General features: G+C 36.2%; 30 protein-coding genes and 1 riboswitch. Of the genes, 23 read left to right on the forward strand and 7 right to left on the reverse strand.

Annotated elements, in window-relative coordinates:
• Window positions 1–30: 30 nt before the first annotated feature.
• Window positions 31–378 carry a hypothetical protein gene (locus H514_RS22875; protein WP_051255107.1) on the reverse strand — a complete coding sequence of 116 codons (348 nt, stop codon included), beginning with the start codon at window positions 376–378 and terminating at the stop codon, window positions 31–33.
• Between the two features lie 351 nt (window positions 379–729).
• On the opposite strand from H514_RS22875, the gene H514_RS0110315 reads away from it, so the two are divergent.
• Window positions 730–924: a hypothetical protein gene (locus H514_RS0110315; protein ID WP_027446902.1), complete on the forward strand. Its 195-nt coding sequence runs from the start codon at window positions 730–732 to the stop codon at window positions 922–924.
• Between the two features lie 60 nt (window positions 925–984).
• On the opposite strand, the gene H514_RS0110320 is transcribed toward H514_RS0110315, so the two are convergent.
• Window positions 985–2,085, reverse strand: a complete 1,101-nt coding sequence (locus H514_RS0110320; RefSeq protein ID WP_036842250.1) for a citrate synthase/methylcitrate synthase — start codon at window positions 2,083–2,085, stop codon at window positions 985–987.
• Window positions 2,086–2,196: 111 nt separating this feature from the next.
• On the opposite strand from H514_RS0110320, the gene H514_RS0110325 reads away from it, so the two are divergent.
• The 7 genes from H514_RS0110325 (at window position 2,197) to H514_RS0110360 (ending at window position 8,262) form a co-directional block, all read left to right on the forward strand.
• Window positions 2,197–3,078, forward strand: coding sequence for a LysR family transcriptional regulator (locus H514_RS0110325; protein WP_027446904.1), 882 nt, complete (start codon window positions 2,197–2,199; stop codon window positions 3,076–3,078).
• Window positions 3,079–3,102: 24 nt separating this feature from the next.
• On the forward strand, window positions 3,103–3,657 hold the full coding sequence (locus H514_RS0110330) for a putative glycolipid-binding domain-containing protein (RefSeq protein ID WP_051255108.1): 555 nt from the start codon (window positions 3,103–3,105) through the stop codon (window positions 3,655–3,657).
• A 134-nt stretch (window positions 3,658–3,791) separates the two neighbouring features.
• Window positions 3,792–4,655, forward strand: coding sequence for a protein kinase family protein (locus tag H514_RS0110335; RefSeq protein ID WP_027446906.1), 864 nt, complete (start codon window positions 3,792–3,794; stop codon window positions 4,653–4,655).
• Between the two features lie 118 nt (window positions 4,656–4,773).
• Window positions 4,774–6,033, forward strand: coding sequence for an MFS transporter (locus tag H514_RS0110340; RefSeq protein ID WP_051255109.1), 1,260 nt, complete (start codon window positions 4,774–4,776; stop codon window positions 6,031–6,033).
• 88 nt (window positions 6,034–6,121) lie between these two features.
• Window positions 6,122–6,757 carry a YczE/YyaS/YitT family protein gene (locus H514_RS0110345; protein ID WP_027446908.1) on the forward strand — a complete coding sequence of 212 codons (636 nt, stop codon included), beginning with the start codon at window positions 6,122–6,124 and terminating at the stop codon, window positions 6,755–6,757.
• Window positions 6,758–7,373: 616 nt separating this feature from the next.
• Window positions 7,374–7,721: a hypothetical protein gene (locus H514_RS0110355; protein ID WP_027446910.1), complete on the forward strand. Its 348-nt coding sequence runs from the start codon at window positions 7,374–7,376 to the stop codon at window positions 7,719–7,721.
• Window positions 7,722–7,755: 34 nt separating this feature from the next.
• Entirely contained in the window at window positions 7,756–8,262 is a 507-nt protein-coding gene (locus tag H514_RS0110360) for a hypothetical protein (RefSeq protein ID WP_154657363.1), read from the forward strand.
• 28 nt (window positions 8,263–8,290) lie between these two features.
• On the opposite strand, the gene H514_RS0110365 is transcribed toward H514_RS0110360, so the two are convergent.
• Window positions 8,291–8,536, reverse strand: coding sequence for a DUF2642 domain-containing protein (locus tag H514_RS0110365; protein WP_231566597.1), 246 nt, complete (start codon window positions 8,534–8,536; stop codon window positions 8,291–8,293).
• Between the two features lie 126 nt (window positions 8,537–8,662).
• On the opposite strand from H514_RS0110365, the gene H514_RS0110370 reads away from it, so the two are divergent.
• From H514_RS0110370 to H514_RS0110405, 7 genes are all read left to right on the forward strand, one after another.
• Window positions 8,663–9,169 (forward strand): hypothetical protein, encoded by a 507-nt coding sequence (locus tag H514_RS0110370; protein WP_027446913.1) that lies wholly within the window; start codon window positions 8,663–8,665, stop codon window positions 9,167–9,169.
• 86 nt (window positions 9,170–9,255) lie between these two features.
• Window positions 9,256–9,858 (forward strand): hypothetical protein, encoded by a 603-nt coding sequence (locus tag H514_RS0110375; RefSeq protein WP_027446914.1) that lies wholly within the window; start codon window positions 9,256–9,258, stop codon window positions 9,856–9,858.
• A gap of 61 nt (window positions 9,859–9,919) precedes the next feature.
• Window positions 9,920–10,090 carry a hypothetical protein gene (locus H514_RS24665; RefSeq protein WP_154657364.1) on the forward strand — a complete coding sequence of 57 codons (171 nt, stop codon included), beginning with the start codon at window positions 9,920–9,922 and terminating at the stop codon, window positions 10,088–10,090.
• A complete protein-coding gene (locus H514_RS22880; protein ID WP_051255110.1) occupies window positions 10,083–10,385 on the forward strand; it encodes a hypothetical protein in 303 nt (100 codons plus the stop codon). Before H514_RS24665 ends, H514_RS22880 begins: the two co-directional genes overlap by 8 nt.
• Window positions 10,386–10,507: 122 nt before the next feature.
• Window positions 10,508–10,708 (forward strand): hypothetical protein, encoded by a 201-nt coding sequence (locus H514_RS0110395; RefSeq protein WP_027446915.1) that lies wholly within the window; start codon window positions 10,508–10,510, stop codon window positions 10,706–10,708.
• 30 nt (window positions 10,709–10,738) lie between these two features.
• Entirely contained in the window at window positions 10,739–11,563 is an 825-nt protein-coding gene (locus H514_RS0110400) for a DUF4037 domain-containing protein (protein ID WP_027446916.1), read from the forward strand.
• Between the two features lie 133 nt (window positions 11,564–11,696).
• Window positions 11,697–12,539 carry an alpha/beta fold hydrolase gene (locus H514_RS0110405; RefSeq protein WP_027446917.1) on the forward strand — a complete coding sequence of 281 codons (843 nt, stop codon included), beginning with the start codon at window positions 11,697–11,699 and terminating at the stop codon, window positions 12,537–12,539.
• 88 nt (window positions 12,540–12,627) lie between these two features.
• Here the strand turns inward: H514_RS0110405 and H514_RS24670 are convergent, their stop codons facing one another.
• The 4 genes from H514_RS24670 to H514_RS0110425 form a co-directional block, all read right to left on the reverse strand.
• Window positions 12,628–12,783: a hypothetical protein gene (locus tag H514_RS24670; protein ID WP_154657365.1), complete on the reverse strand. Its 156-nt coding sequence runs from the start codon at window positions 12,781–12,783 to the stop codon at window positions 12,628–12,630.
• Window positions 12,784–12,931: 148 nt separating this feature from the next.
• Window positions 12,932–14,017 carry a dual-specificity RNA methyltransferase RlmN gene (rlmN, locus tag H514_RS0110415; RefSeq protein ID WP_027446918.1) on the reverse strand — a complete coding sequence of 362 codons (1,086 nt, stop codon included), beginning with the start codon at window positions 14,015–14,017 and terminating at the stop codon, window positions 12,932–12,934.
• Window positions 14,018–14,120: 103 nt separating this feature from the next.
• Window positions 14,121–15,368 (reverse strand): MFS transporter, encoded by a 1,248-nt coding sequence (locus H514_RS0110420; protein ID WP_027446919.1) that lies wholly within the window; start codon window positions 15,366–15,368, stop codon window positions 14,121–14,123.
• 84 nt (window positions 15,369–15,452) lie between these two features.
• Entirely contained in the window at window positions 15,453–16,070 is a 618-nt protein-coding gene (locus H514_RS0110425; RefSeq protein WP_027446920.1) for a winged helix-turn-helix domain-containing protein, read from the reverse strand.
• Between the two features lie 125 nt (window positions 16,071–16,195).
• On the opposite strand from H514_RS0110425, the gene H514_RS22885 reads away from it, so the two are divergent.
• The 8 genes from H514_RS22885 to H514_RS0110465 all read left to right on the forward strand — a co-directional run bounded on the left by H514_RS22885 (window position 16,196) and on the right by H514_RS0110465 (window position 22,109).
• A complete protein-coding gene (locus H514_RS22885) occupies window positions 16,196–17,137 on the forward strand; it encodes an aminoglycoside phosphotransferase family protein (RefSeq protein ID WP_051255111.1) in 942 nt (313 codons plus the stop codon).
• An 86-nt stretch (window positions 17,138–17,223) separates the two neighbouring features.
• Entirely contained in the window at window positions 17,224–18,141 is a 918-nt protein-coding gene (locus H514_RS0110435; protein ID WP_027446921.1) for an RluA family pseudouridine synthase, read from the forward strand.
• Between the two features lie 144 nt (window positions 18,142–18,285).
• Window positions 18,286–18,933, forward strand: a complete 648-nt coding sequence (locus tag H514_RS0110440) for an alpha/beta hydrolase (RefSeq protein ID WP_027446922.1) — start codon at window positions 18,286–18,288, stop codon at window positions 18,931–18,933.
• 5 nt (window positions 18,934–18,938) lie between these two features.
• A complete protein-coding gene (locus tag H514_RS0110445) occupies window positions 18,939–19,661 on the forward strand; it encodes a class I SAM-dependent DNA methyltransferase (RefSeq protein WP_027446923.1) in 723 nt (240 codons plus the stop codon).
• Window positions 19,662–19,683: 22 nt separating this feature from the next.
• On the forward strand, window positions 19,684–20,184 hold the full coding sequence (locus H514_RS0110450) for a DNA topology modulation protein (protein WP_027446924.1): 501 nt from the start codon (window positions 19,684–19,686) through the stop codon (window positions 20,182–20,184).
• Window positions 20,185–20,254: 70 nt separating this feature from the next.
• On the forward strand, window positions 20,255–20,605 hold the full coding sequence (locus H514_RS0110455; protein WP_027446925.1) for a DUF4260 domain-containing protein: 351 nt from the start codon (window positions 20,255–20,257) through the stop codon (window positions 20,603–20,605).
• A 55-nt stretch (window positions 20,606–20,660) separates the two neighbouring features.
• A complete protein-coding gene (locus tag H514_RS0110460) occupies window positions 20,661–21,464 on the forward strand; it encodes an MBL fold metallo-hydrolase (protein ID WP_027446926.1) in 804 nt (267 codons plus the stop codon).
• Window positions 21,465–21,485: 21 nt separating this feature from the next.
• The gene (locus H514_RS0110465; RefSeq protein ID WP_027446927.1) at window positions 21,486–22,109 is read left to right on the forward strand and encodes a hypothetical protein; all 624 of its coding nucleotides are present in this window, start codon (window positions 21,486–21,488) and stop codon (window positions 22,107–22,109) included.
• A gap of 162 nt (window positions 22,110–22,271) precedes the next feature.
• Window positions 22,272–22,348: riboswitch (glycine riboswitch) on the forward strand.
• Window positions 22,349–22,452 lie beyond the last annotated feature (104 nt).

A 22,452-nucleotide genomic window follows, 5' to 3' on the forward strand; every position in this document is an offset into this window, starting at 1 on the left:
AAGTAAAGAATCCTGTCAGCAATATATTATTTACGACTCTGTAACATCTACCTCTAATGAATAAGGAATACCAAGATACGTGTATTTTATATTTAAGGTTTTAGGCACTTCATTACCAAATACCCGTAACCCATAATGTTTTATGATTTTTTTGTCACCCTTTTGATATAGCTTTCTTTGTTCATCAAGTGGTAACACAGGTTGAATTTCTAATTCACTAAGTTTGTGGAAAGTAATATATCGATCTTCATCCAGACCTCCCCCAGCAATCATATGATTTGACCTACTTACGCCCAATTCAACTTTTTCAGCTTTAAATCCATTAACTAATACATCTTTAAGTTTAAGATTTGCAAATCCGTTGTTTTCTATTTCCACAACTCTTTTTGTTTCATAATCTGCATAAAAGCTTACTCCCTTTGACGATAATGGTGGGTTAGATTTTAGATATATGAAGCACCCACATAACAAAAAGACAAAAATGAGACCAGTTATTAGAAGTTTTCTTCTCAGAATAATCACCTCTCTTCAAGGTATATGAAGTTGATATATGTATGGAAGTATAGTTACCAAATTGTAGCATTCGTTATCTAAATAAGATACCCTTCTGAATTCTATTATACTTTTTATCAATTTAGCTCCTTGAAATAACAATCATTTGTTATAGTATTAGTAAGAATATTATATAATAGTAAAATGTGAAAAGCATTAAACAAATGGAGTGTTCATATGCAAAAATTAGACAAGTTTTTAACCTACTTTTACATCATTTTAGGTGCTATCTTCGGAATATCATTCTTGTACACCCTATTTACCGCAGGGGAACTGATACTTATTGATGGCGCCTTTACTGTTGTGGCCTTTTTTGCAGCTTACATGGCAAAGAGAAGAAGAGAGAAAATGATGGGCGGAAATACCAACTAGGTTCTACTTCTATAAAAAGGACTCGTGAAGTTATGCTTTCGCGAGTCCTTTTAAAATACATTACTTATCTAAATTCTTCTCATAAAGGGGTCCTACATATTGTGCTGATGGCCTGAAGATTGTATTATCCTCTAACTGCTCCATAACATGTGTCGTCCATCCCACCATACGACTTGCAGTAAATGTAGCTGTGAACAGGTGACTTGGAATATTCAATTCTCTTAGAACAGCAGCTGCATAGAACTCTACGTTCGTGTAAAGTTTTCGGCCAGGCTTAAGTTCTTCTAATACCTCAATAGCTGTCTTTTCAACTTTTAGTGCAAGGTCAAACCAATCATCTTCCTTTTTGTTATCCTGAAGAGTCTCTTTAATTGCCTGCGCTCTTGGATCCATGGTTTTATAAACTCGATGCCCGAATCCCATAAGCTTTTCCCCGTTTTCCACCTTTTGTTGAATGCTTCCTCGAATATCTCCACTTTTAGCAATGTCATTTAATAGATCTATAACGCCAGAAGGAGCACCGCCGTGTAAAGGACCTTTCATTGTTCCAATCGCAGATGTTGCTGCTGACCCCAAATCAGACTCCGTTGAAGCGGTCACTCTAGCTGAAAAGGTAGAAGCATTTAACCCATGCTCCATGGTTAAAATCATGTAGGTCTCTAACGCTTTTACATAAGAGGGAGATGGCTCTTCTCCTGTTAACATATAAAGATAATAAGCAACGTGGTCTAAATCAGTTCGTTCCTCTGGATAGGTAGTGTTGTTTTGAATGGATTCTCGGTAAGAAATTATGGCAGGTACAAGTGAAGTCAGTGTAATGGCATCTTGGAGTGTAATTCGTTTTGTATCGTATAGTTCTATAGATGAGATAGCCGTTCTTAAAACACTTAACATCTCATGGTTAGCTGGAATATTGTCTATTATATTTTTTACGTAATTTGGAAGCTTACGTGATTGTTTAAACTGTTGTTTTGTGTTACTTAATTCTTCGGTATTAGGAAGCATACCATTCCAAAGTAAATAAGCTACTTCTTCAAATGAATGCTCTTTTGCTAGGTCTTGTGCCGAGAAACCCCGGTAAATTAATCTTCCTTTTTCTCCATCAATATGACTGATTTTAGTTTCTGTACAGACTACACCTTTTAATCCTTTTTGTATCATCATTGACCTCCTAAATATTTGCTTATTTTTAGTATAAAATGTATTGTGAATTTAGAAAATTAAATAAAATTAATGGAAGTGATTAAAAATATTAATGCATGAGGTGTGCCAATGGAATTATCATGGATGAATACCTTTATAACGGTTGCGGAGGAAGGGAGCTTTCGTAAAGCAGCCGATGTTTTATACGTCTCCCAGCCAACTGTAACGGTACATATTAAGTCATTGGAAAAAGAATTAGGGGTCAGTCTTTTTGAAAGGAATAATCGGTTTGTCAAGCTAACTGAGGAAGGTAGAAGGTTCATTAAACATGCTCGAAGGATGATTGATGCTCATCGAGAAGGTATTGAGGATATGAATTCTTTTGGTCAAGGGTATAGAAAGAAGTTGCGATTAGCCATATCTCCTTCCATAGCGGATACGATTATGCCAACTGTTTTAAAAGGGTTTTTGAAGAGCAATCCAGAAGTAGAGATTGACGTAGAAATTATGGAATCAACGAATATTGAAAAGGCAGTTAGCCATGAGGAAGTGGATATTGGTTTTTCACTACTTAAAAGCCAAGATGATCAACTGAACTGTGTTGAACTATATGAGGACCAAATCATTTTTTGTGTCCCGCATGACGGGTATGATTCTGAATCTGCACCTCTAAGCTATCCAGAGGAATTTTTAAAACATAACTATTTACTCACACACAATTATCCGGGCGTTTGGGACACTTTGCATCAAAAAATTAAGTCAAGATTTCCGAGAACAAAAACGATGAAAGTGTCTCAGGTTCATATTACGAAGCGGTTTATTGAAAGTGGTCTGGGGGTTTCGTTTCTACCCAAATCTACAGTGAGGAAAGAATTGCTGGAAGGTAGGATATTAGAAGTGCCTATCCCGCAAATTGATCTTCCTCAAGCACATACTTTTGCTCTAACGAAGTATAACCATTCTTTAGAAAACGATTTTATCTCATACGTTTCCAACCATCAGTTTAAATAACAAGGGTACAGTAGGAGGGGGAATATGAAAGAAGAAAAGGTGATGTGGCAAAGTAAAAGCCCTATTGGATGTGAATATCTTAAATTAATTCAATATCCTCAAGAAATAACCGCCCAAGGTACAGTGATATACGCTGATGAAAAGGATGCTTACAAGGTGATGTATCAAATAGAGCTAGAGAAAAATTGGGTGACGAAAAGTGTTGAAGTAGCTGTAGAAGGTAAAGACCACACGTTACATCTACGTTCAAACGGAATGGGCGATTGGTGGTCAAATGATACATATTTAGAGGGCATGCAGGGAGCTATCGATGTAGATATATCTGTAACCCCTTTTTCTAATTCGCTTCCCATCAATCGATTTGAATGGGCAGTAGGAGAGAGGAAGTCCTTTCATATGTTGTATATAGACGTGCCTTCACTAGAGTTATTACAGTTAAAGCAACATTATACGTTGGTTAATGAAGACGAGGGAAAGAGATTTTTCCAATACGAATGTCGAGACTATAAAACTACCATTCGTGTGGACCAGGACGGCTTAGTTGAAGATTATCCTGGATTATTTACTCGAGAATTTTAAGGTTCATCAGTATTTGAAAGGGGAGATGTATTATGAAAATGACCATGACACTTTACAGGGGACTAAATCAATCGAGGGTGAACGTATCACTACCCCTATAAACTACGTGATCCCATAAATAGGAGGATCATTACTTGGACAATTTAATTACGATAGAACTTGGGAGTTTAGAGTTTCAATTACAAGAACATCATGACTTCTCTTGGTTAGAGAATATGGGCGAAGTATTTTGTGTTTTTGATGAGCAAGATTCCGGTAATATAAGTTTTGGATTAAAAAGAGATAACCAGAAGTTTTTTGTGAAATACGCTGGTGCAAAACCAATGGAATATAACGGAAATCCTGAAGATGCTGTAAACCGGTTAAAAGAAGCTATACCCGTTTACCAGACCTTAGATCATCCTCATTTGATCAAGTTGGTTGATCATTTCAAAACAACAGATGGATTTGCAGCGGTTTTTGAATGGTTTAATGGGGAATGTTTGCATGCTCATTGGTCTTTTGGAGGAATAGCTAAATACACAAATCCAGCCTCACCTTTTTATCGTTTTAAGAGACTTCCGATTTCGAAACGATTAGAAGCATTAGATAGACTCTTCTCTTTTCATAGCTTTGTAGAGTCACAGGGGTATGTAGCTGTTGATTTTTACGACGGGAGTATTCTATATAATTTTGAAAATGATGAGGCAAAAATCTGTGATATAGATTTTTACCAAAAATCTCCGTCTGTAAATGATATGGGGGAGAGCTTCTGGGGAGCAGACAGATCAAAATCTCCAGAAGAGTATAAATTAGGGGCTCCCATTGATTCCATAACGAATGTATATAATTTAGGAGCTATTGCTTTTGGATTGTTGGGTGGAGAAACCGATCATTCATTTTCAAAATGGGAAGCGGATGAAAATCAATATTATGTAGCTATTAAAGCAACTTCAGAGGATAGGGACGCACGTTTTTTATCTGTTAAAGAATTTTATCAAGCTTGGCAAAATGTTTAATCTAAGAGAGAAGGAAGATAGACACAAACCCATGTGACAGGTTTGTGTCTTTTTTTCTATACAGAAGGATTACATAAATACATATAGAAGAGGTTTGAAATGGAAATTCCCTTACATCATGAAACTTTATATTTTTTTAGTAGGTGATGACTTGAATGGATGGATAAGTAAGTATGTGCTCCTGCTCTCTGGAGTAGGGATATCTTATCTAGGTAACTGGATATATCTGATCGCCATTAATATTACAATTTTAAACTTAACGGGATCTGCAGCAGCTGTAGCTGGCCTCTATATTATCAAACCTATTGCACTCTTAATCACGAATTTCTGGTCTGGAAGTGTCATTGATCGAGTAAATAAAAGAAAGCTCATGATAATAGTGGATATTGTTAGAGGGATTTTAGTTTTTTGTATTCCTTTTGTAGGCTTTCTATGGGGGATATATGGATTGATCTTTCTTATCAATATCGTGGGAGCTTTTTTTGGTCCTAGCTCTGCGGTCTATATAACAAAGCTTATTCCACCAGAGCGGAGACAGCGATTTAATTCCATGATGAGCATGACTAATTCAGGTGCATTTTTGTTGGGGCCTGCTATTTCTGGCATTCTTATCATGTATGTCGGTACTGAATTATGTATAATCATCAATGCTTTTTCATTTATTGTTTGTGCCTTTTTCATTTTCCTTCTTCCAGATGTGGATGAAGAGACTGGTGAAGTTCGTGAACCTATAAAATGGAAGACTCTTTTAAAGGATCTAAAAGCTGTAGTCGATTTTTCAAAGAGGGCTACTTTTTTTATAACAGTCTACTTGCTATTTCAAATAGCTATGCTGATTGGGTTTGCATTGGATTCACAAGAGGTTACTTTTATCAAACAAAACTTAGAGCTTTCGGAACGTGATTACGGCCTTATTGTAAGTATAACTGGAATCGGCGCTCTTCTTGGAGGGAGTGTAGCTGCTGTTCTGTCGAAAAAGATACAGCTTCGCTTTTATATTGGTGGAGGGATTCTGCTTTCATCAGTTGGTTATGTGATGTTTTATTCTTCCTTTAACTTTATCTCAGCTACTTTTGCATTCGTTTTCTTAGGATTCTTTATGGCGTTTGCGAATACTGGCTATGCTACCTTTTTTCAAAACAGTATCCCAGTCGATCTTATGGGGAGGTTTGGTAGTATTGCGAATATGGTTCAAGGATTGATTCAAATAGGATTTACATTATTATTAGGTCTAACTTCTGAGTGGTTTTCTCTTCAAATCGTATGTTTGATTTTTGCTAGTGTAGGAACATTAATTGCAGCGATCCTATTTTCAATCTTTTTATTTTCAGAAAAAGCCAAATTTGATAAGGAACAATCAAATGCGTTTACGAGCTAAAGTAAGAAAATAAATCAAACACCTATTGAACTATCATGCCCTCCATGATAGGATGTACTGACGTTTACCTTACAAGGAGGGGAGAAAAATGAATCGGATCTACCTAAGAATCCTGTATTACACACTTGGCATTGTGATTTTAACTGCAGGAATCTCTTTAACCATCCTTGCCAAATTAGGGACTTCTCCTTTTGATGCCCTGCTTGTGGGTTTGTATCGAACATTTGGCTTAACGATAGGAAGCTGGGAAATTGTTGTTGGCTTAAGCATGATTCTGTTTAACTCAGTAGCAGAAAAACGCAAACCTGAGATCATTGCTATATTTACATCCTTGCTTACGGGAGTAGGGATTGATTTTTGGGTCCATTTATTTAGTGGGTGGATTGCACCACAGTCGATTGTGTACCAAATCATATGTTCTTCACTTGGATTGATCATTTCTGCTTTAGGTATTGCGATCAATCTTCAAGCGGATTTTGCCCCTAATCCTTTTGATCGTATGATGCTTGTTGTTAAGAATTTAACGGGTAAATCAGTCTCATTTGCTCGAGCTTTAATTAGCATTGTTTTAGTGATCATTGCTGCCTTTTTTGGGGGAGCAATTGGTATAGGAACGTTGATCATCGCTTTTACAAGTGGAATGGTTATTCACTTGTTTATGAAGGGCATGTATCATATCGACCAACGACTTTTAAGTTATAAACCAAGTGTAAGTAAATCATAAGACGTTTTCCTTGTTTTAAGGAAAGCGTCTTTTTTTACGAAAAAGGATTGAGTTAAATGGTTCCTTTTGAAATAATTGGTATTAAAGTGAAGTATTGGAGTGTGATTTTATTTATAAAAAAATTGCTTTACATGCAGCATTAATTGTTGGAGCTCTGATTCTTCTTTATCTAATGGTAGATTCCTATGATGATTTGAAGGAAGCTAATAATAGAAATGATAATATAAGGTTTTTACTTACAAAAATGACACTTTGGGGTTGTTTATTTGGAGTTCTTTTGGAATCCAAAAGAGTAATCGCATTAATTCTAGGAAACATCAGACTAAATTGGTTACTTGCACCGGTTATTATTCTATTAGTGTTAGTATTCATACCTCGAACTTACGTATTGCATTGGTTTGGAGTAAATGAGCCGTTTTATATTTGGATGTTCCTGGTGCCAGACACACATATGGCACTCAGTATTCTATCTGGAGTACTCCTTGTGAGGTCTTTGAGTCCTAATGAATAAAGAAGGGGATGGAAAACGATCAAAACGTTTATTCAATATGTTGTTGTGTTTTTAACCGGTTTAATCATCTTAAATACTATAGCAGATATTTTGAGAAGCATGGCGATGAATTCGGAAGCAATTGCGAGAATAGATGCGAAGAGGTTATGGATTTACTTTTCTATCTCACTACTTAGCATATTATTCGGGATTCTTATTGAGTGGAAGCGGGTTTTGAAGATTTTGAAGGGTGATCTTAAGATTAATTGGCTCATGATCCCTACAGTTATTTTGCTAATGATCAGCCTAACTCCATATACTTACACATTTAAGTTCGTTGGTATTGCTTCTTTTCGTCACATTCCATTTGGGATTTTATTCGCCCCCATGCAACAAACCCATGTTTTATTAATGATTGGGATTCTTACAGGGATTATGTTGGTTAGATCTTTAAAGAATGATTCTGTAACGTAATAAAATCTTTTGATAATGGAATGAGGTGTGGAACTTGAAGAAGCGTTATATAAAGGATTTACTTATATTTCTTTTCTCCGGATTGGTAGTCGTACTGGGGGGAATGGTGTTTCAACATAATAAAGTAGAACGTGAAAATTATGAAGAAGCAGCTAAGGTGTTCTATCACAATCTTCATCATGCAGACCTATATTTGCAAAAATCTTTAAATAGTAAAGAGGGTGAGGACCAATTTACTAAGCATGTCCATAGCTCGGCCATGTGGCTCAAAGGAACGGTTACAGCTTATAGAGGTTTGCGTTACGAAGCAGCAAAGGAAGGGATTGCATTTAATCGAGATGTAGAGGAAGTGTTTGTTTTAACGAATCTCGATCAATTAATTGATATGAAAACGAATAGCCCTTCAAATCTAGAGCGGATTAATTCACTTTACGAAGAGATCCATAAGATTAAAGTAGGGTTGAATGATTCTATCTTACTTCATAAAAAACCTAATGAGATTCAAAAGGCTATTCATGAGGTGAGCAGTGCGATTGATTAATTAGAAGGGCTATTGATGGTCAGTTTCTTTAAATCGGCATCATTGAAACAATTTGCTGAATACGTACAAAGAAAAGAGAGTCTCCAGCTTGTAGCACAATGTGGTCAGGTTGAACTTCTACTAATTCCCCTCTAATGGTATCTTTCGTTGTTTCAACAATTAAATTCTCTCCCCGTAATAATTGCAGTCGAACGACTACAAAGGGATCGATAACCGTTGTATATTGAGGATTCATCCATTGGTTATCATGTTGAGGTTGCTGACGATAATACATATACATTCCCCCGGTTTTAGTATCTGTATAACTTATGCATGGGGAATGGGTGTAGTGAACGATAAGATAGGCTATCTAGGAATCTATCACATAAAATTACATTAGTGTAGGAGGAGGGAAGTGTACATGCGATCCATTCTAATACCTATAGTATTGATAGCTACAATGATCATGACATCTTGCTCCACTAGTACTAACAATACAAAAGAGTTTCAAAAACTAAATGAAAAGATTACAGAACTGCAAACACAACAAGAAGATTTGCAATCTAAGCTAGAAAAAAGTGAAAAACGTCTATACATACTACAGTCTAAAATGGTAAAACAATCCGACATCTTAGAAATCAAGGAAGACACTACATATATAAAAAGCATGGTTGGAAATTTAGAGGGAATTTATATATCTGAAGGAGCAGCCCGTAAAAAAGCAGAATCCCTAACAAGTAATGAGGTTGAAAAGTGGTCTGTGACGTTTAACGAAGATTACGACTATGATGAAAATAATGAAGATAACTTAGTTCGAGATGTGTGGGTTGTTAAAGCCTTTCATCCACCTGGTAATAAAACTATATATTACATCGACGCTATTACCAAAGAAGTTGTAAATTTATCTGAAATAGAAAGTAAGCACTAGGGGTAATTCCTTTGAAAAACTACGTATTGTTTTTCGAGCAGATACAATGTTCTTTATATATTAATGAATGCTAGGAGAGAGTTAAGATGCACAGGAATGGGATAGCAAATGCTTTGACAGTCTTTGGGGTAGTGGAAATGATCGCAGGAGTTATAATAGGTTTGGTATTAGGGGATGAATTCGGAGCAACATTGGGATTTAGTGTTTTTATAACTTCTATCGTTAATGGGTTTTTGTTTTTAGGATTTGCCGAGGTTATCAAGTTATTAGAATGGTCAAATGAGAATAATTACAGCAATAATAAAGATATAGCTAAAAAACTTGATAAGCTTATAGAGTTACAAGAGCAAAATAGTTCTCAAGAGAATGAGGATAACCTAAAAAACAAATCCAAATATAATACGAAGGATACAATAGAAAAAACTACTGAAATAGAAGGAGAACCAGATGAATACTTTAATGCTCCTTCACAAGTAGCACTTACTATTAAAAGTAATTATCCTAAACAATGGGATGGAATGAAAGCTGTTAAGGCAACGCCATTCAAGTCTTATTATGTAACCGTATTCAATACATATTTTGAAATTGTAAAGCTTGATGAACATACGCCTAAGATTATAGATCAAAATACAGACAGTAACTATGAAGAAATTCATAAATGGATTGAACAAAATAAAAATAAATTTTAATCGCCATTAAGAAAAAAGCTGGTACTAACGAAGTAGTAAGGTGAGGAAAGGAAGAAATGAATTGAAAAAAGTTTTGTGGAGAGTCTTATTTTCATCATCTATTATGCTTTCTTTAGCAATTGGTGACTATTTTCTAGATGGGTGGATGAAATTTATACCTATGAGTTTACTATTTGGATTTTTGGTTCCTTTTAAGAATGAAAAAGGAGAACTAGGTGAAGTCAATGAATAAGAAAAATAAAAACAAATGGGAAAAGGTTAGAGAAAAAGGAAAAAAGCATTTTATAATTTACTACGGTGTTTTTGGATGGGGATTATCGGCAGGAGTATTATCTTTCATTCTAGGTGAAGTATTTGATCATGGAATTATGGTTTCTAGATACTTCACTGGTGATTGGGTAAGAGAACTTATTATATGGTTATTTTCCTTTTTACTATGTGGAATCCTTTTTGGTTATTTAATGTGGGGAGTAAATGAAAATTTCTATCATGATGAATATTCTCAAAAAAGTGGTAATGCAGAGTAAGAGCTATGAAAGGGAGAGGTAACATAGTTTTATTTCAATTAAACGATCTTGAAATAGTCCATCTATATAAGAATCAAAAATAATAATATATGAGTTTGAGAGTTCGGGGGGGGGGGCTTTAAATGGAGTATGAGATTTGGATCTTTATAAGTTTAATTTATCTACTCATTTTGTTTCTAATTATTAGAGCTGCAGTTTCAAAAGGTATAGATGACTCGAAGTTGCTAAGAGAATTAAGAAAAGAAATAAAAGAGTTAAAAAAGCAAAATTCCGAAGAGCAATTTAACAACGAATCTAAGCACATTATTAATAGAAAAGCGTAAATCGATACCAAAGATTTTTGGAGGAGTAAAATGAATTTAATACAGAAGTCTAAAGATATGGCAGAAATTTATAGGCAAAACCCAAAAATAGAAGCAATTATTCTTGCTGGCTCGGTTTCAAAAAACTTGCAGGATCAACATTCAGATATTGAGTTACATATTTTATGGTCAGCATCTCCAGAAGATGAAGATCGCCTTGGACCGATTCATCTAGTGGGTGGGAGCATTTTGGGATACCACCCTTATGAGGAGGAAGAGTGGTCCGAATCTTACCTTACTGAAGATGGAATTAAATTAGAAATTAGTAATTTTTTATCTTCAACAGTTGAACGTTTTATCTCTGATGTGATTGATAAGTACGAAACGGACTATGATAAACAATGTATTGTAGCTTCCATTTATGATGGAGTGAGCTTATATGGTGAGGAAACAGTTCATGAGTTAAAATCTAAAGTTGCAGAATATCCTTTAGAGCTTTCTAAACAAATGATATCCAAAAATCTTTGGCTTGGTAACCGCTGGAATAACCGAGAAGCTCTTTTAAATAGAAAAGATTGGCTTATGCTCTATGATGTAATATGTGACGTACAAAAGAAATTATTTGGTGTTTTGTTCGGTATGAATCATATGTATGTACACCACCCCACATTTAAGTGGATGGAGTTCAACATAGAAAAAATGAGAATTAAGCCTGAGAACCTCTATGACCGACTAACCAATACATTAATAGGAAATCCAGAATCTAGTGTGAAGGAGTTGGAATCCCTAATTGAAGAGGTGTTAGTTTTGGCAGAGAAACACACCCCTGAATTAAACATTACTGAACAAAAGAAGCATATTGGGTTTGCAAAGTAAAAGATATCGAGTCTTTAGATATAAGGCGCAATCAATAGTAATGATTGTGCCTTTTTAATGAGTGGAGAAGGAAAAATTAGGATTTGATCGAAGTTATTAAAATGAATTTCTTAATCAAAAAAGGAGGGGGAATATGTGGGAGCAAAAGTTTGTTAATACAGACAGAGGACGATTTGAAGTATTTGTTTCAGGTAGCGGAGAACCGTTATGTGTAACACATTTGTATAGTGAGTTTAATGAACGTGGGAATTACTTTGCAGATATGTTTTTAGATTCGTTTCGTGTTTACCTGGTTAATTTAAAAGAAGCGGGTAATTCGAGTCGGATCGAATACAAAGAAGAGTTAAGTATGAATGAAACAGTACATGACTTAGAAGCCATACGTAAAGCTTTAGACTTAGATAGGTGGAGCTTTGCGGGCCATTCAACAGGTGGAATGTTGGGGTTGGTGTATGGTTTCACTCACCCCCATTCTTTGAATAGATTGTTAGTTGGAGGGGCTACTGCTACAAATAGTTATATGGAACATGTAGATAGCATTTATAGTGAGAAAAATCGAAAGAATAAGAGGCTTAAAGAGATATTTTCCATTCTAAAATCCAATGATTATACACGAGAAGAAAGAATACAAGCAGGAAGAGAATGGACTGAAATGTCACTCTATGATCCAAGTAGATTTGATGAATACTTTTCAAAGCCGAGTAGTGGCAAAGTAGTTCATAAACGGTTGGACTACTACTCATATAAAGAACTACCTGGTTATGACATTAGAGATGATATTACTAACATCATTACTCCGACAATTATTTTTTGCGGCAAGCATGATTCCCAATGCCCGCTGGTTTATTCGCAGGAAATCCATCAACTTGTTCCGGAATCGCAGCTTTATGTTTTTGAGAAAAGTAATCATATCCCTTACTTAGAAGAAAAAGAAAAATTTACTCAGTTGGTCAATGATTATTTAAATATAGTTTGATCATACATTAAAATTATTAAATGATAGGTATGCCATTAGAAACCATAAAGTCGAGTAGCCTCCTTACAGACCAACTCGACTTTTATGATTAAACCTCTCGTCCCGTTGCACCTGGGTGTTCTGTTGATTCATTAGGGTTATTTGTTTTCTTATCTTTATTTTCGCCACGTTTTCCATTGCCAAGATATGTCGTTTTTTCTTTTTCTTGATACTTCACAAACTTATCAAAGTCTTCGTTAATCATTAGGAAACCCTCCTTCTTTCAATAAAATACCCAATTGCTTGTACATTCATTTATTTAAATTTGAAAGAAAGCAATATCTTTTATATGTGCCGTTAACTAACAAAAAACACATGCGATTTCTTATAAAGAAACCACATGTGTTCTTCTTTTAGCTATTTTGCAACTTTTTCTTCTTACGTGCTTTTTCTTTTTCAATCTGCTTACTGCGTAGCTGACCGCATGCTGCGTCGATATCTGTGCCGTGCTCGGTACGAACACCGCATTTAATGCCACGGTCCATTAGGGTTTCATAGAACGTTAAGATGGATTCTTTTTCACTACGTTCATATGGGTGGTCTGCTACTGGGTTGTAAGGGATTAAGTTAACGTAAGATAAGTGACGTTTGTTCTTGAGCAATCTTGCAAGTTGTTCAGCTTCCTCTTTATGGTCGTTAACATCCTTCAATAAGATATACTCAAACGTAATACGTCTGTTTGTCTTCTCTAAATAATAATCAATGGCTGGCATTAGATCTTCTAATGGGTAAGCCTTGTTGATCTTCATAATTTTAGAACGTAATTCGTTGTTCGGTGCGTGAATGGATAGGGCTAAGTTAACCTGAATTCCTTCATCTGCAAAGTCGTACATTTTCGGTGCAATTCCGCTTGTAGAAACCGTAATGTGACGCGCTCCGATTGATAAACCTTTTTGATCGTTAACCACGTTTAGGAAATCCATTAAGTTGTCATAGTTATCAAATGGTTCACCGATACCCATAACAACGATGTGACTTACACGCTCATCTTTACCTTGCTTATCCAAGTGTTGTTGTACTTGCATAATTTGTTCAACGATTTCGCCGCCTGATAAGTCACGGTTTTTACTCAAGATACCACTTGCACAGAATGAGCAACCGATATTACAGCCTACCTGCGTTGTTACACATACCGACAGTCCATAGTTAAAACGCATGAGTACTGTTTCAATAACGTTACCGTCTGCAAGTTTAAATAGGAATTTGATCGTTCCGTCTTCGGATTCTTGTTTTAATTCTTCTGCTAAGGTCTCAATGGTAAAATGTTCATCTAAAAGATCGATACAAGATTGGTTCAAGTTCTTCATTTGGGAGAATTCTGTTACACGCTTTTGATAAAGCCAATCCCAGATTTGCTTCGCGCGGAACTTCTTCTCACCGTGCTCTATAATCCAGTTCGTCAGTTGTTCGAACGTTAACCCGTAAATGGATTGTTTCATATATTATAGACTCCTCTTTAAAAAATTCGCTATTCCTATATTAAGGGATTTGCGCTCTGTAAACAACAGTATGAGCAATATTGTAATTTTCTCGCAATTTTGCTCAATCTGTTTTAGCTAAAGTAGGGAAAAGAATAAACAGGATGAATACTGTAAACATGAGAGGTAATGAACTCCAAAGCATGATGGTGTTGATCTCAATTCCTAGTGAAAGTAAAAAGGACGTTGTGGCAAAAGATAGCGGCCCAAGACCAAATGCAGCCATTTTGATTAAAGCCATTACTCTACCCAATTTTTCCTGATCCACTTTTTCTTGTAGAAGCGCAATAATGGGAATGTTAATGATAGGGTTACACATTCCAATCAATGATATAACAAAGATTGCCAACCATAAGAAGGGAAGTTGACTAAAGGAAAACATTAGAACTCCCAATACGCCCATAAAAATCATTGCAACCAAACCACGTTTCTTTTGTAAATTGAGCCATCCAATTAGAATAGACCCTACGATCATTCCTAAAGTTAAGCCACCTTCAACCATACTGAAATGGATGGCCTCACCTTGAAGAATGTTTTTTACAAAAATGGGAAGGCCCATGAATAAAGGTCCGGACATAAAGAAGTTCACCACTAAAGCAATGATAAATAACGCTTTAATTAATGATGAATCCCACGCGTATTGAAGTCCTTCTTTTAATTCTTTGAACATATTTTCATGAGTACGCGCTTCAGATGCGTCCTTACTTTTCGCAATGAATTTTATGCTGATTGCCCCTATTAGTAGACATATTCCAACCCCAATAAATCCAGTCGTGTAAGTAAAAAAGCTGATCATAACACCACCTATAAGAGGACCAGAAAACATAGCTACTTGCATGGAACCTTGTATTACGGAATTCGCACGCGTGATTTGGTCTTGGTTTACAACAGTGGGCAAAATGGAGTCACGTGAAGGTTCAAACACGCCACCTAATGTGCCAAACAATGCTGCTAAAATCATTAATCCCCATATGGGTAATGTGGGCACGATGAATAGTAAAACCGCAAACACAATGGCAAGCATTCCTCTGGACAAGTCTGAATAAAACATAATTCGTGCTTGATCAAAACGGTCTGATAGAACACCGCCAAATAACATGGAAGCAATACGAGGAATAGATAATGATATAAGTACGATTCCTAATACAGCTTCAAGACCTAATCCTTTTACGACGTACCAAGATAAAAGAAAATTGAACATAGACATGCTAAGAGTAGATGCAAGCGTTGCAATCCAGAGCATCAAGAATGACCGAGAACGAAATAAGTTTACCTGCTTATGTTCAGTTTGGTTCATGATTAGTTCACTCATGAAAAACCACCATCCTTAAATAAAATTTACACCGTAAAATAATTTTTACCGTTAGTCTGAAAAGAAAAGCCTTTTTAGAAAGGCTTATTCTTTATCATTCTGTTTAAATTCTTCAAACAACGTGTCATCTACTTGGAAACCTAAAGTATGGATGAAATAGGATTTTGCATCTTCTGTTGGAGCATCCTTCTGAATTTGTGCTAATTCTTTCATAAGCTCATTGTACTTTTTGAGAAAGTTTTTAAAATCTTCTTCAGTAGCTTTTATATTGTAATAAACATTGTGATATTTCCAATCGGTAAAATCTTTAGATCCTGTATCTTCTTGGAAGGATTCATTTGGAGCGGAAATCACTCTTTGTTTGGTGCGTTCCAGCATATTTACAATCATTAGTTTAACAGGTTCTGACACATCTTCAATGTAAGGGAGCAGTTCCTTGTCAGCTACAAACCCTCTTGAAGTGCTTTGGTAGAACTTCTGAACAATTCCGTTCTTTTCTTGCTTCTTCACAACTTCAACTAAATCGTTCTTTTCTAACTCCTTCAAGTGATAATGGATACGAGCTCGTGACAATTCAAAGATTTCCGAAAGCTGTTGTCCGGTAAAAGGTTTCTCCATCAGTCTTAGCATGAGATCCGAACGAAAAGGGTCACTTAGAGCTTTTAGTTGTGCATGGGTTGTTATGACTTTAATATCCTGCATCAGTAAACTCCTTCAACTCGGTAAAATTTATTTTACCGTAGTATATGTTACTTTTGTGGAAAATGCAACCAAAACATGACAAACTAACATTATATTCATGCTAGCTGTGTAAAGGGGAGTAGGAGATGGACTTACAAAAGAACTTTGTAGACTCAGTAAACTTATTTTTTAAAGAGAAAGGGAAAGAATGGTTAGATTCTTTACCTGAGCTAATTTCGTATTGTGAAGAAAAGTGGTCACTTTCTATGAGAGATCCCTATACTTTATCTGTTAATTATGTGGCACCGGCTATCAAAGAGGATGGCACAGAAGTTGTCGTAAAAATATGTATTCCGGGTGAAGGTTTCTTAGACGAACTTGAGGCGTTACGTTTATTTAAGGATCAGGGAATGGCTTCTTTATTAGATTATGATCAGGAAAAGGGGATCTTCATTTTAGAAAAGCTCTCACCAGGCCACACGCTAGCAGAAATCTCTGACCATGCAGAAGCATGTCGGTGTGCAGCTCATGTAATGAGTAACATAATTGTTCCAGCACCTTCAGAAACAAGACTACCCACTACAAAAGGTAGAGAAGAAAACTTAAGAAGAACCTTTAATCAGAACCCAAACGGATTTGGGCCATTTTCAAAAGAAACACTAGAGAAAGCTTTGAATGTTTTTACATACTTGAACCAAACGATCGAAAAATATTGGCTACTTCATGGCGATTTTCATCATTACAATATCTTAGCATCAGAAGGTGACTGGTTAGCAATAGATCCAAAAGGCGTAGTGGGGGAAATTGAGTATGACCTTATTCAGTACATGTTAAATCGTTTGCCGGATCATAATGTTTATGATGTTACAAAAACACGTGTAGACGTGTTTACTGAAGAACTGAATCTAAATAAAGAACGCTTAATCTTATATGGCTATTGTCACACGGTTTTATCAACGACTTGGACGGTTGACGTTGATGGTTCGTATGAAGGGAACTTTCATCAATTTGTAGCCATCTTTGAAAAGATGTATGCGTCCACATTTGGGAAGAGTATTGAAGATAGGTTATTAGAGGATGAGTTCTAGTCAGTTTATATATAACGAATTGTCATAAGTTAGAGGGACTAGTATAGTGAATGAGCGAGAATAATGACAGAAAGCAGGTGAGGTCCATGCAAATGAGTAAAAAAGGAGAATGGCTTGAAATCACTATTCCACAACATTGGGTAGGGCATTCTATTGAGTCGGTTTTAAAGAATGAATTGCATGTTCCTAAGAAGTTATTGCACCACATTCGAATGAGTAAAGGGGCCAAACAAAACAGTAAGGAAGTTCCTTGGTCAACAGTTCTACAAAAAGGGGATAAGCTCCAAGCTCTTTTGTTCCAGCCTGAAGAGTTAGGCGTAACTCCTACATATATGGATATTGAAGTGTTATACGAAGATGACCATGTACTGGTCGTAAACAAGCCTGCTGGAATGAACGTACACCCCAATGAAGAGAGGCAGACCAATACGTTAGCAAACGGAGTGGCTTATCACTACCAAAGTCAGGGGTTAGCGGTGAAAGTCCGTCATATTCACCGACTAGACCAAGATACAACAGGAGCAGTTGTGTTTGCCAAGCATCCATTAGCAGTGGCCACAATGGATCGGCTGCTAGAACAAAGGTCCATTAAACGAACCTATTTGGCTTTAGTCCATGGTAAGCTGAAGAAGAAAAAAGGAGTCATCAATGAACGGATTGGCAAGGATCGTCATCACCCTTCTAGACGAAGAGTTTCTCCGACTGGTCAAGAAGCTGTAACCAACTATGAAGTCCTTAACTATATGAGTAAACACGAGCTCTCTATAGTGAAAATTCAATTAGATACAGGGCGTACGCATCAAATTCGAGTGCACTTAGGTCACCTTGGTCATCCTCTGTATGGTGATAGCTTGTACGGAAGTAATATTAAGGGTTCCCGTCAGGCTTTACATGCAGCAGAGGTTACGTTTCCGCATCCGATATCTGGAGAGGTTATTGACTGTGTAGCTCCTTTTATAGGTGGAGATAATTTATTCCCAGGTTCAGTACGGGATTATATCTAGGAATCTTTATACCAGATTTGAAAAAGCTTGGAGGCAGCTCCAAGCTTTTTTATGTATCTACAAAAGGTTTCACATTTGAGAAGGAGGAAAAAGAGTAGATATAGAAATATATTACAATCCGATGCTATGGAGAGGTGTCCATTCATGAGAGTTGAAGAACAAATTGTTGTTGTTAAGGAAAGAAGTATTCCATATACACATATTCAAAACAACGCCAGAAAGGTTTGCTTTATGTTTTCAGGAGCAGCATACACCTATAATAAACCCTTGCTTTACTATTCCACTATGATAGCGTTAGAAAATCACTTTGATGTTGTGCATATTCATTATTCTTATACTGAAGAAGAGTTAAGCCAACCATTGGAGCAATTTGTTGAACTTATAGTAGGTGACGTGAAACCAGTAGTAACAGAAGTACTAACGAAAAATAAGTATGAAGAAACGATCTTTATAGGAAAGTCGTTGGGCACAATTCCGATCATTCAAGAGTTTCTAAAGGATAATGATTTTGCCACCTCTAAGATGGTTCTGCTCACTCCTTTACTAAAAAGACAACAACTCTTCGACTCGTTACCCAGATCGAAGGGTGACATTTTTATTGCAATTGGTACACAAGATCCTCACTACATACCAGAAAAAATAGAGGCATTAAGAAATATCCCTTCTATATACTTACAAGAGTTAGAGGGTGCAAATCATTCTTTAGACATAGAGGGATTTGATACAAGAGAATCCCTTTCTTTTTTATACTCAACCATGGAAAGCTTAAATCATTTTCTTAGAGAGGGGTAAAATCTATGGAGAAATATGCAGCCTATGATCCGTTTGCATGGATCTACAACAAATATTGGGGTCGCATGCCTAAAGGAATAGAACCTATTATTGATAAACTATTTTTCACAAGTTTGCCTCAGAAAGCTTCCGTACTTGACCTATGCTGTGGGACAGGCCAATTAGCTCAAATTTTAAACGAAAGAGGTTATGAAGTCACCGGAATTGATGGTTCAAGAGAGATGCTGAAATTAGCGCAAGAAAATTCTCCATCTAGTACGTTTCTGGAAGATGATGCAAGATCATTTAACGTAGATAAACAGTTTGATGGAATTATTTCTACTTACGATAGTTTAAATCATATCATGAGCCTTGAGGAACTACAGGCCGTTTTTCGTAATGTCAATGAGTTCCTTGTAGAAGATGGTTTATTTTTATTTGATATGAACATGGAATCTACTTATAAGGGACACTGGAATGGTTCCTTCAATATCGTAGAAGATGATCACGTATGTGCAGTCCGCTCAACCTCTAAACATGAAGATAGATTAGCTCAAATGGACATCACGATGTTTATGTTGGAGGATCAGCAATGGAAGCGGTCTGATCTAACTTTAGAACAAACCTGGTACCAAAAAGAAGAGGTTATTCACTTGTTAATCGAAGAAGGATTCAGGGAGATCAACGCCTATCCTTCAGAGGATTTTCGTATGCAAAAAGGGAGAATGTTTTTCTTATGTGAGAAGTAATGTAGGTAAGGTTGTGATATTCATTAATAAAATTATACTGATTGGTTCAGGTGGTTCTGGGAAGTCCACGCTCGCCAGAAAAATGGGGGAGAAGCTTAACATTGAAGTGCATCACTTGGACTTACTTTTTTGGAAGCCTGGATGGGTAGGAGTTCCAAAGGATGAACAAAGAAAAATACAAAATGATTTAGTGGAAAAAGGACAATGGATCATAGATGGAAACTATGGCGGAACGATGGATATACGAATACGTGCAGCGGATACGATTATATTCTTAGATATGCCAAGGTTGTTGTGTGTTTATAGAGTATTTAAAAGGTGGTTCCAATATCGAAATCAAACGCGACCTGATATGGGAGCTGGAACTGAAAGAGTTAGGCTAGAATTTCTGAAATGGGTTTGGCACTATCCTAAAACGAAAAAGCCTCAGATCTTAGAAAAACTTGAGGGATTGTCTGATGAAAAAGATATTATCATTCTTAGGTCACCACAAGAAGTTCGTAAATTTCTTCAAAACATATAATAATAAACATGTAATCTTGAGAGTAAGTACATATGGTCATGTAAGATGGTATGACGGGGAGGTGGAGGAATTGGTGAAGCGATTATTGCATAGCGAAGGGTTAGTTGTATTTATTCTTTCAATCTACTTTTATTCACAAATAGGGGAAAGTTGGTGGATGTTCTTCCTTCTATTATTAGCACCTGATTTATCCATGCTAGGTTATTTAATTAATAACAAATTAGGCTCGGTTACATATAATGTGTTCCATTCCTACAGCGTTCCATTACTTTGTTTGCTAGTAAGTGTAATACTAGAAAGTCCGCTTTTCATTGGCATCGGAATCATTTGGGTTGCTCATATCGGTATGGACCGTACAGTAGGGTATGGATTAAAATATCCTACTCAATTTAAGGATACGCATTTACAGAAGATTGGTTAAAACTTATAGGGACCGGCATTTTATAAACTCTAGAAAAGAAAGTGGAGGATACAAATTGATCCAATACAAAACCAACAACATAACCGTATTTCAAAGTACATTATACAAAACATCCTCAGCCATTATTGAAACCAAACATTCCATGGTTATGACCGATCCGAATTGGTTGCCTGAAGAGGTGGAATCCATAAGGCAATATGTCATGAAACATATAGGAGATAGGGAACTATATATCATCTATACACATAGTGATTTTGATCACATTATTGGCGCAGGTGCATTCCCAGAAGCCAAAGTTATTGCTTCAGAAGAATTTAATGAAAATCCTCATAAAGAAGAAATCATAAAACAAAATTATGATTTTGATCAAAAATACTATCTCCAACGCTCTTACTTACATACCTATCCAACAGTGGATATTGGCATATCAGAAGATGGGCAAACCCTGGAGTTAGAAGATATTACATTAAGCTTTTTCAAAGCCCCTGGCCATACTAATGATAGTTTATTTACCGTTGTTGAACCTTTTGGCATTTTCCTCTCTGGAGATTACTTATCTGATGTAGAGTTTCCATTCATATTTAGCAGCTACAAGGATTATGTTGATACAATTGAAAAAGCCGCAAACGTGTACCAAAACTACGATATTACGATACAGGTTCCCGGTCATGGGTACACAACCGATAATCAACAAGAGATGAGGGATAGACTTGTCTTTTCTCAGTATTATCTACAGAACCTTTTAACAAAGAAACAAGCGTTAGTGGATGAGTTATCTAAGAAGTACACATTTTTTGAAGGTATGAAGGATATTCATGATTCGAATGTTGAGTTAGCCAATCAAGAACTAGAATCGTAAAAGGCGAGGAATCAATTGGTAATGAAAAAAGTAATTTGGATTGGTGGATCACCAGATTCAGGTAAAACTACAGTTGCAAAAGCATTGGTGAGAAAGTATCAAATGGATTACTATGATTATGATCTATATGAAGACAAGCATCATCAATTAATGGCAAGTGGTTCAAAGGAAGGCGAGATAGAAATCCCCTCATCTCCTGAGGATGTATGGCTTCACACGTCAAAAGAAAACCTCTTGAGTTGGGCTCATCAGTCATTCAATGGGCGGTTTCCTTATGTTTTAAGAGATCTCTCCAAATATCAGACATCTTCGACTATTTTAGCAGAAGGTTTTGGTCTTACACCTGAACTGGTTTTTCCTTACCTTGATCATCCTAAAGATGCTGTTTGGATAATCTCTAGTGAAGAAAAGAAAAGAGAAATGATGCTGAAAAGAAACAAAATGAACGGGATGTTTAATGACCCAGAAAAAGAAATTCAGGCAGAAGAAAACATGCTACAACGGGACCTTAAAATAGGGAGCATGATTAAAGAACAGGCCGATGAGTTAGGACTTAGCGTGATCCATGTAGATAAAAATACATCAATAGAACAAGTTTATAATACTGTTGAAAAACAATTTGAACGGATTTTACATTGTTACTAGAAAAACATATGTCAGCTATAAACGAAAAAATAGTTGACCAACTTCTCACCTCACTGTTATGCTAGCTTTTATTAGAAGAAAACAAGGTTCCATGAGGACTTATTGAACAGCTTCTTATAACAAAATATAAATGCTATGAAGGTTATGGGTAACACTATAACTGGAGCACATTCTGGAGAGACTACATTTTGTAGCGCCGAAGGGTTCACAATCTCAGGCAAATGGACAGAATCGTTGTAGCACGTGTATGAATATGTGTTAAACGTTTTTGCTGAGATTGGATACTGTCCAATCTTTTTTTATTGGCTTTTTTTGCTAATACCCATAAAGATTGGCCTAGATA

The organism is Pontibacillus marinus BH030004 = DSM 16465, from assembly GCF_000425225.1.
GTDB classification, from domain to species: Bacteria; Bacillota; Bacilli; order Bacillales; family BH030062; genus Pontibacillus; species Pontibacillus marinus.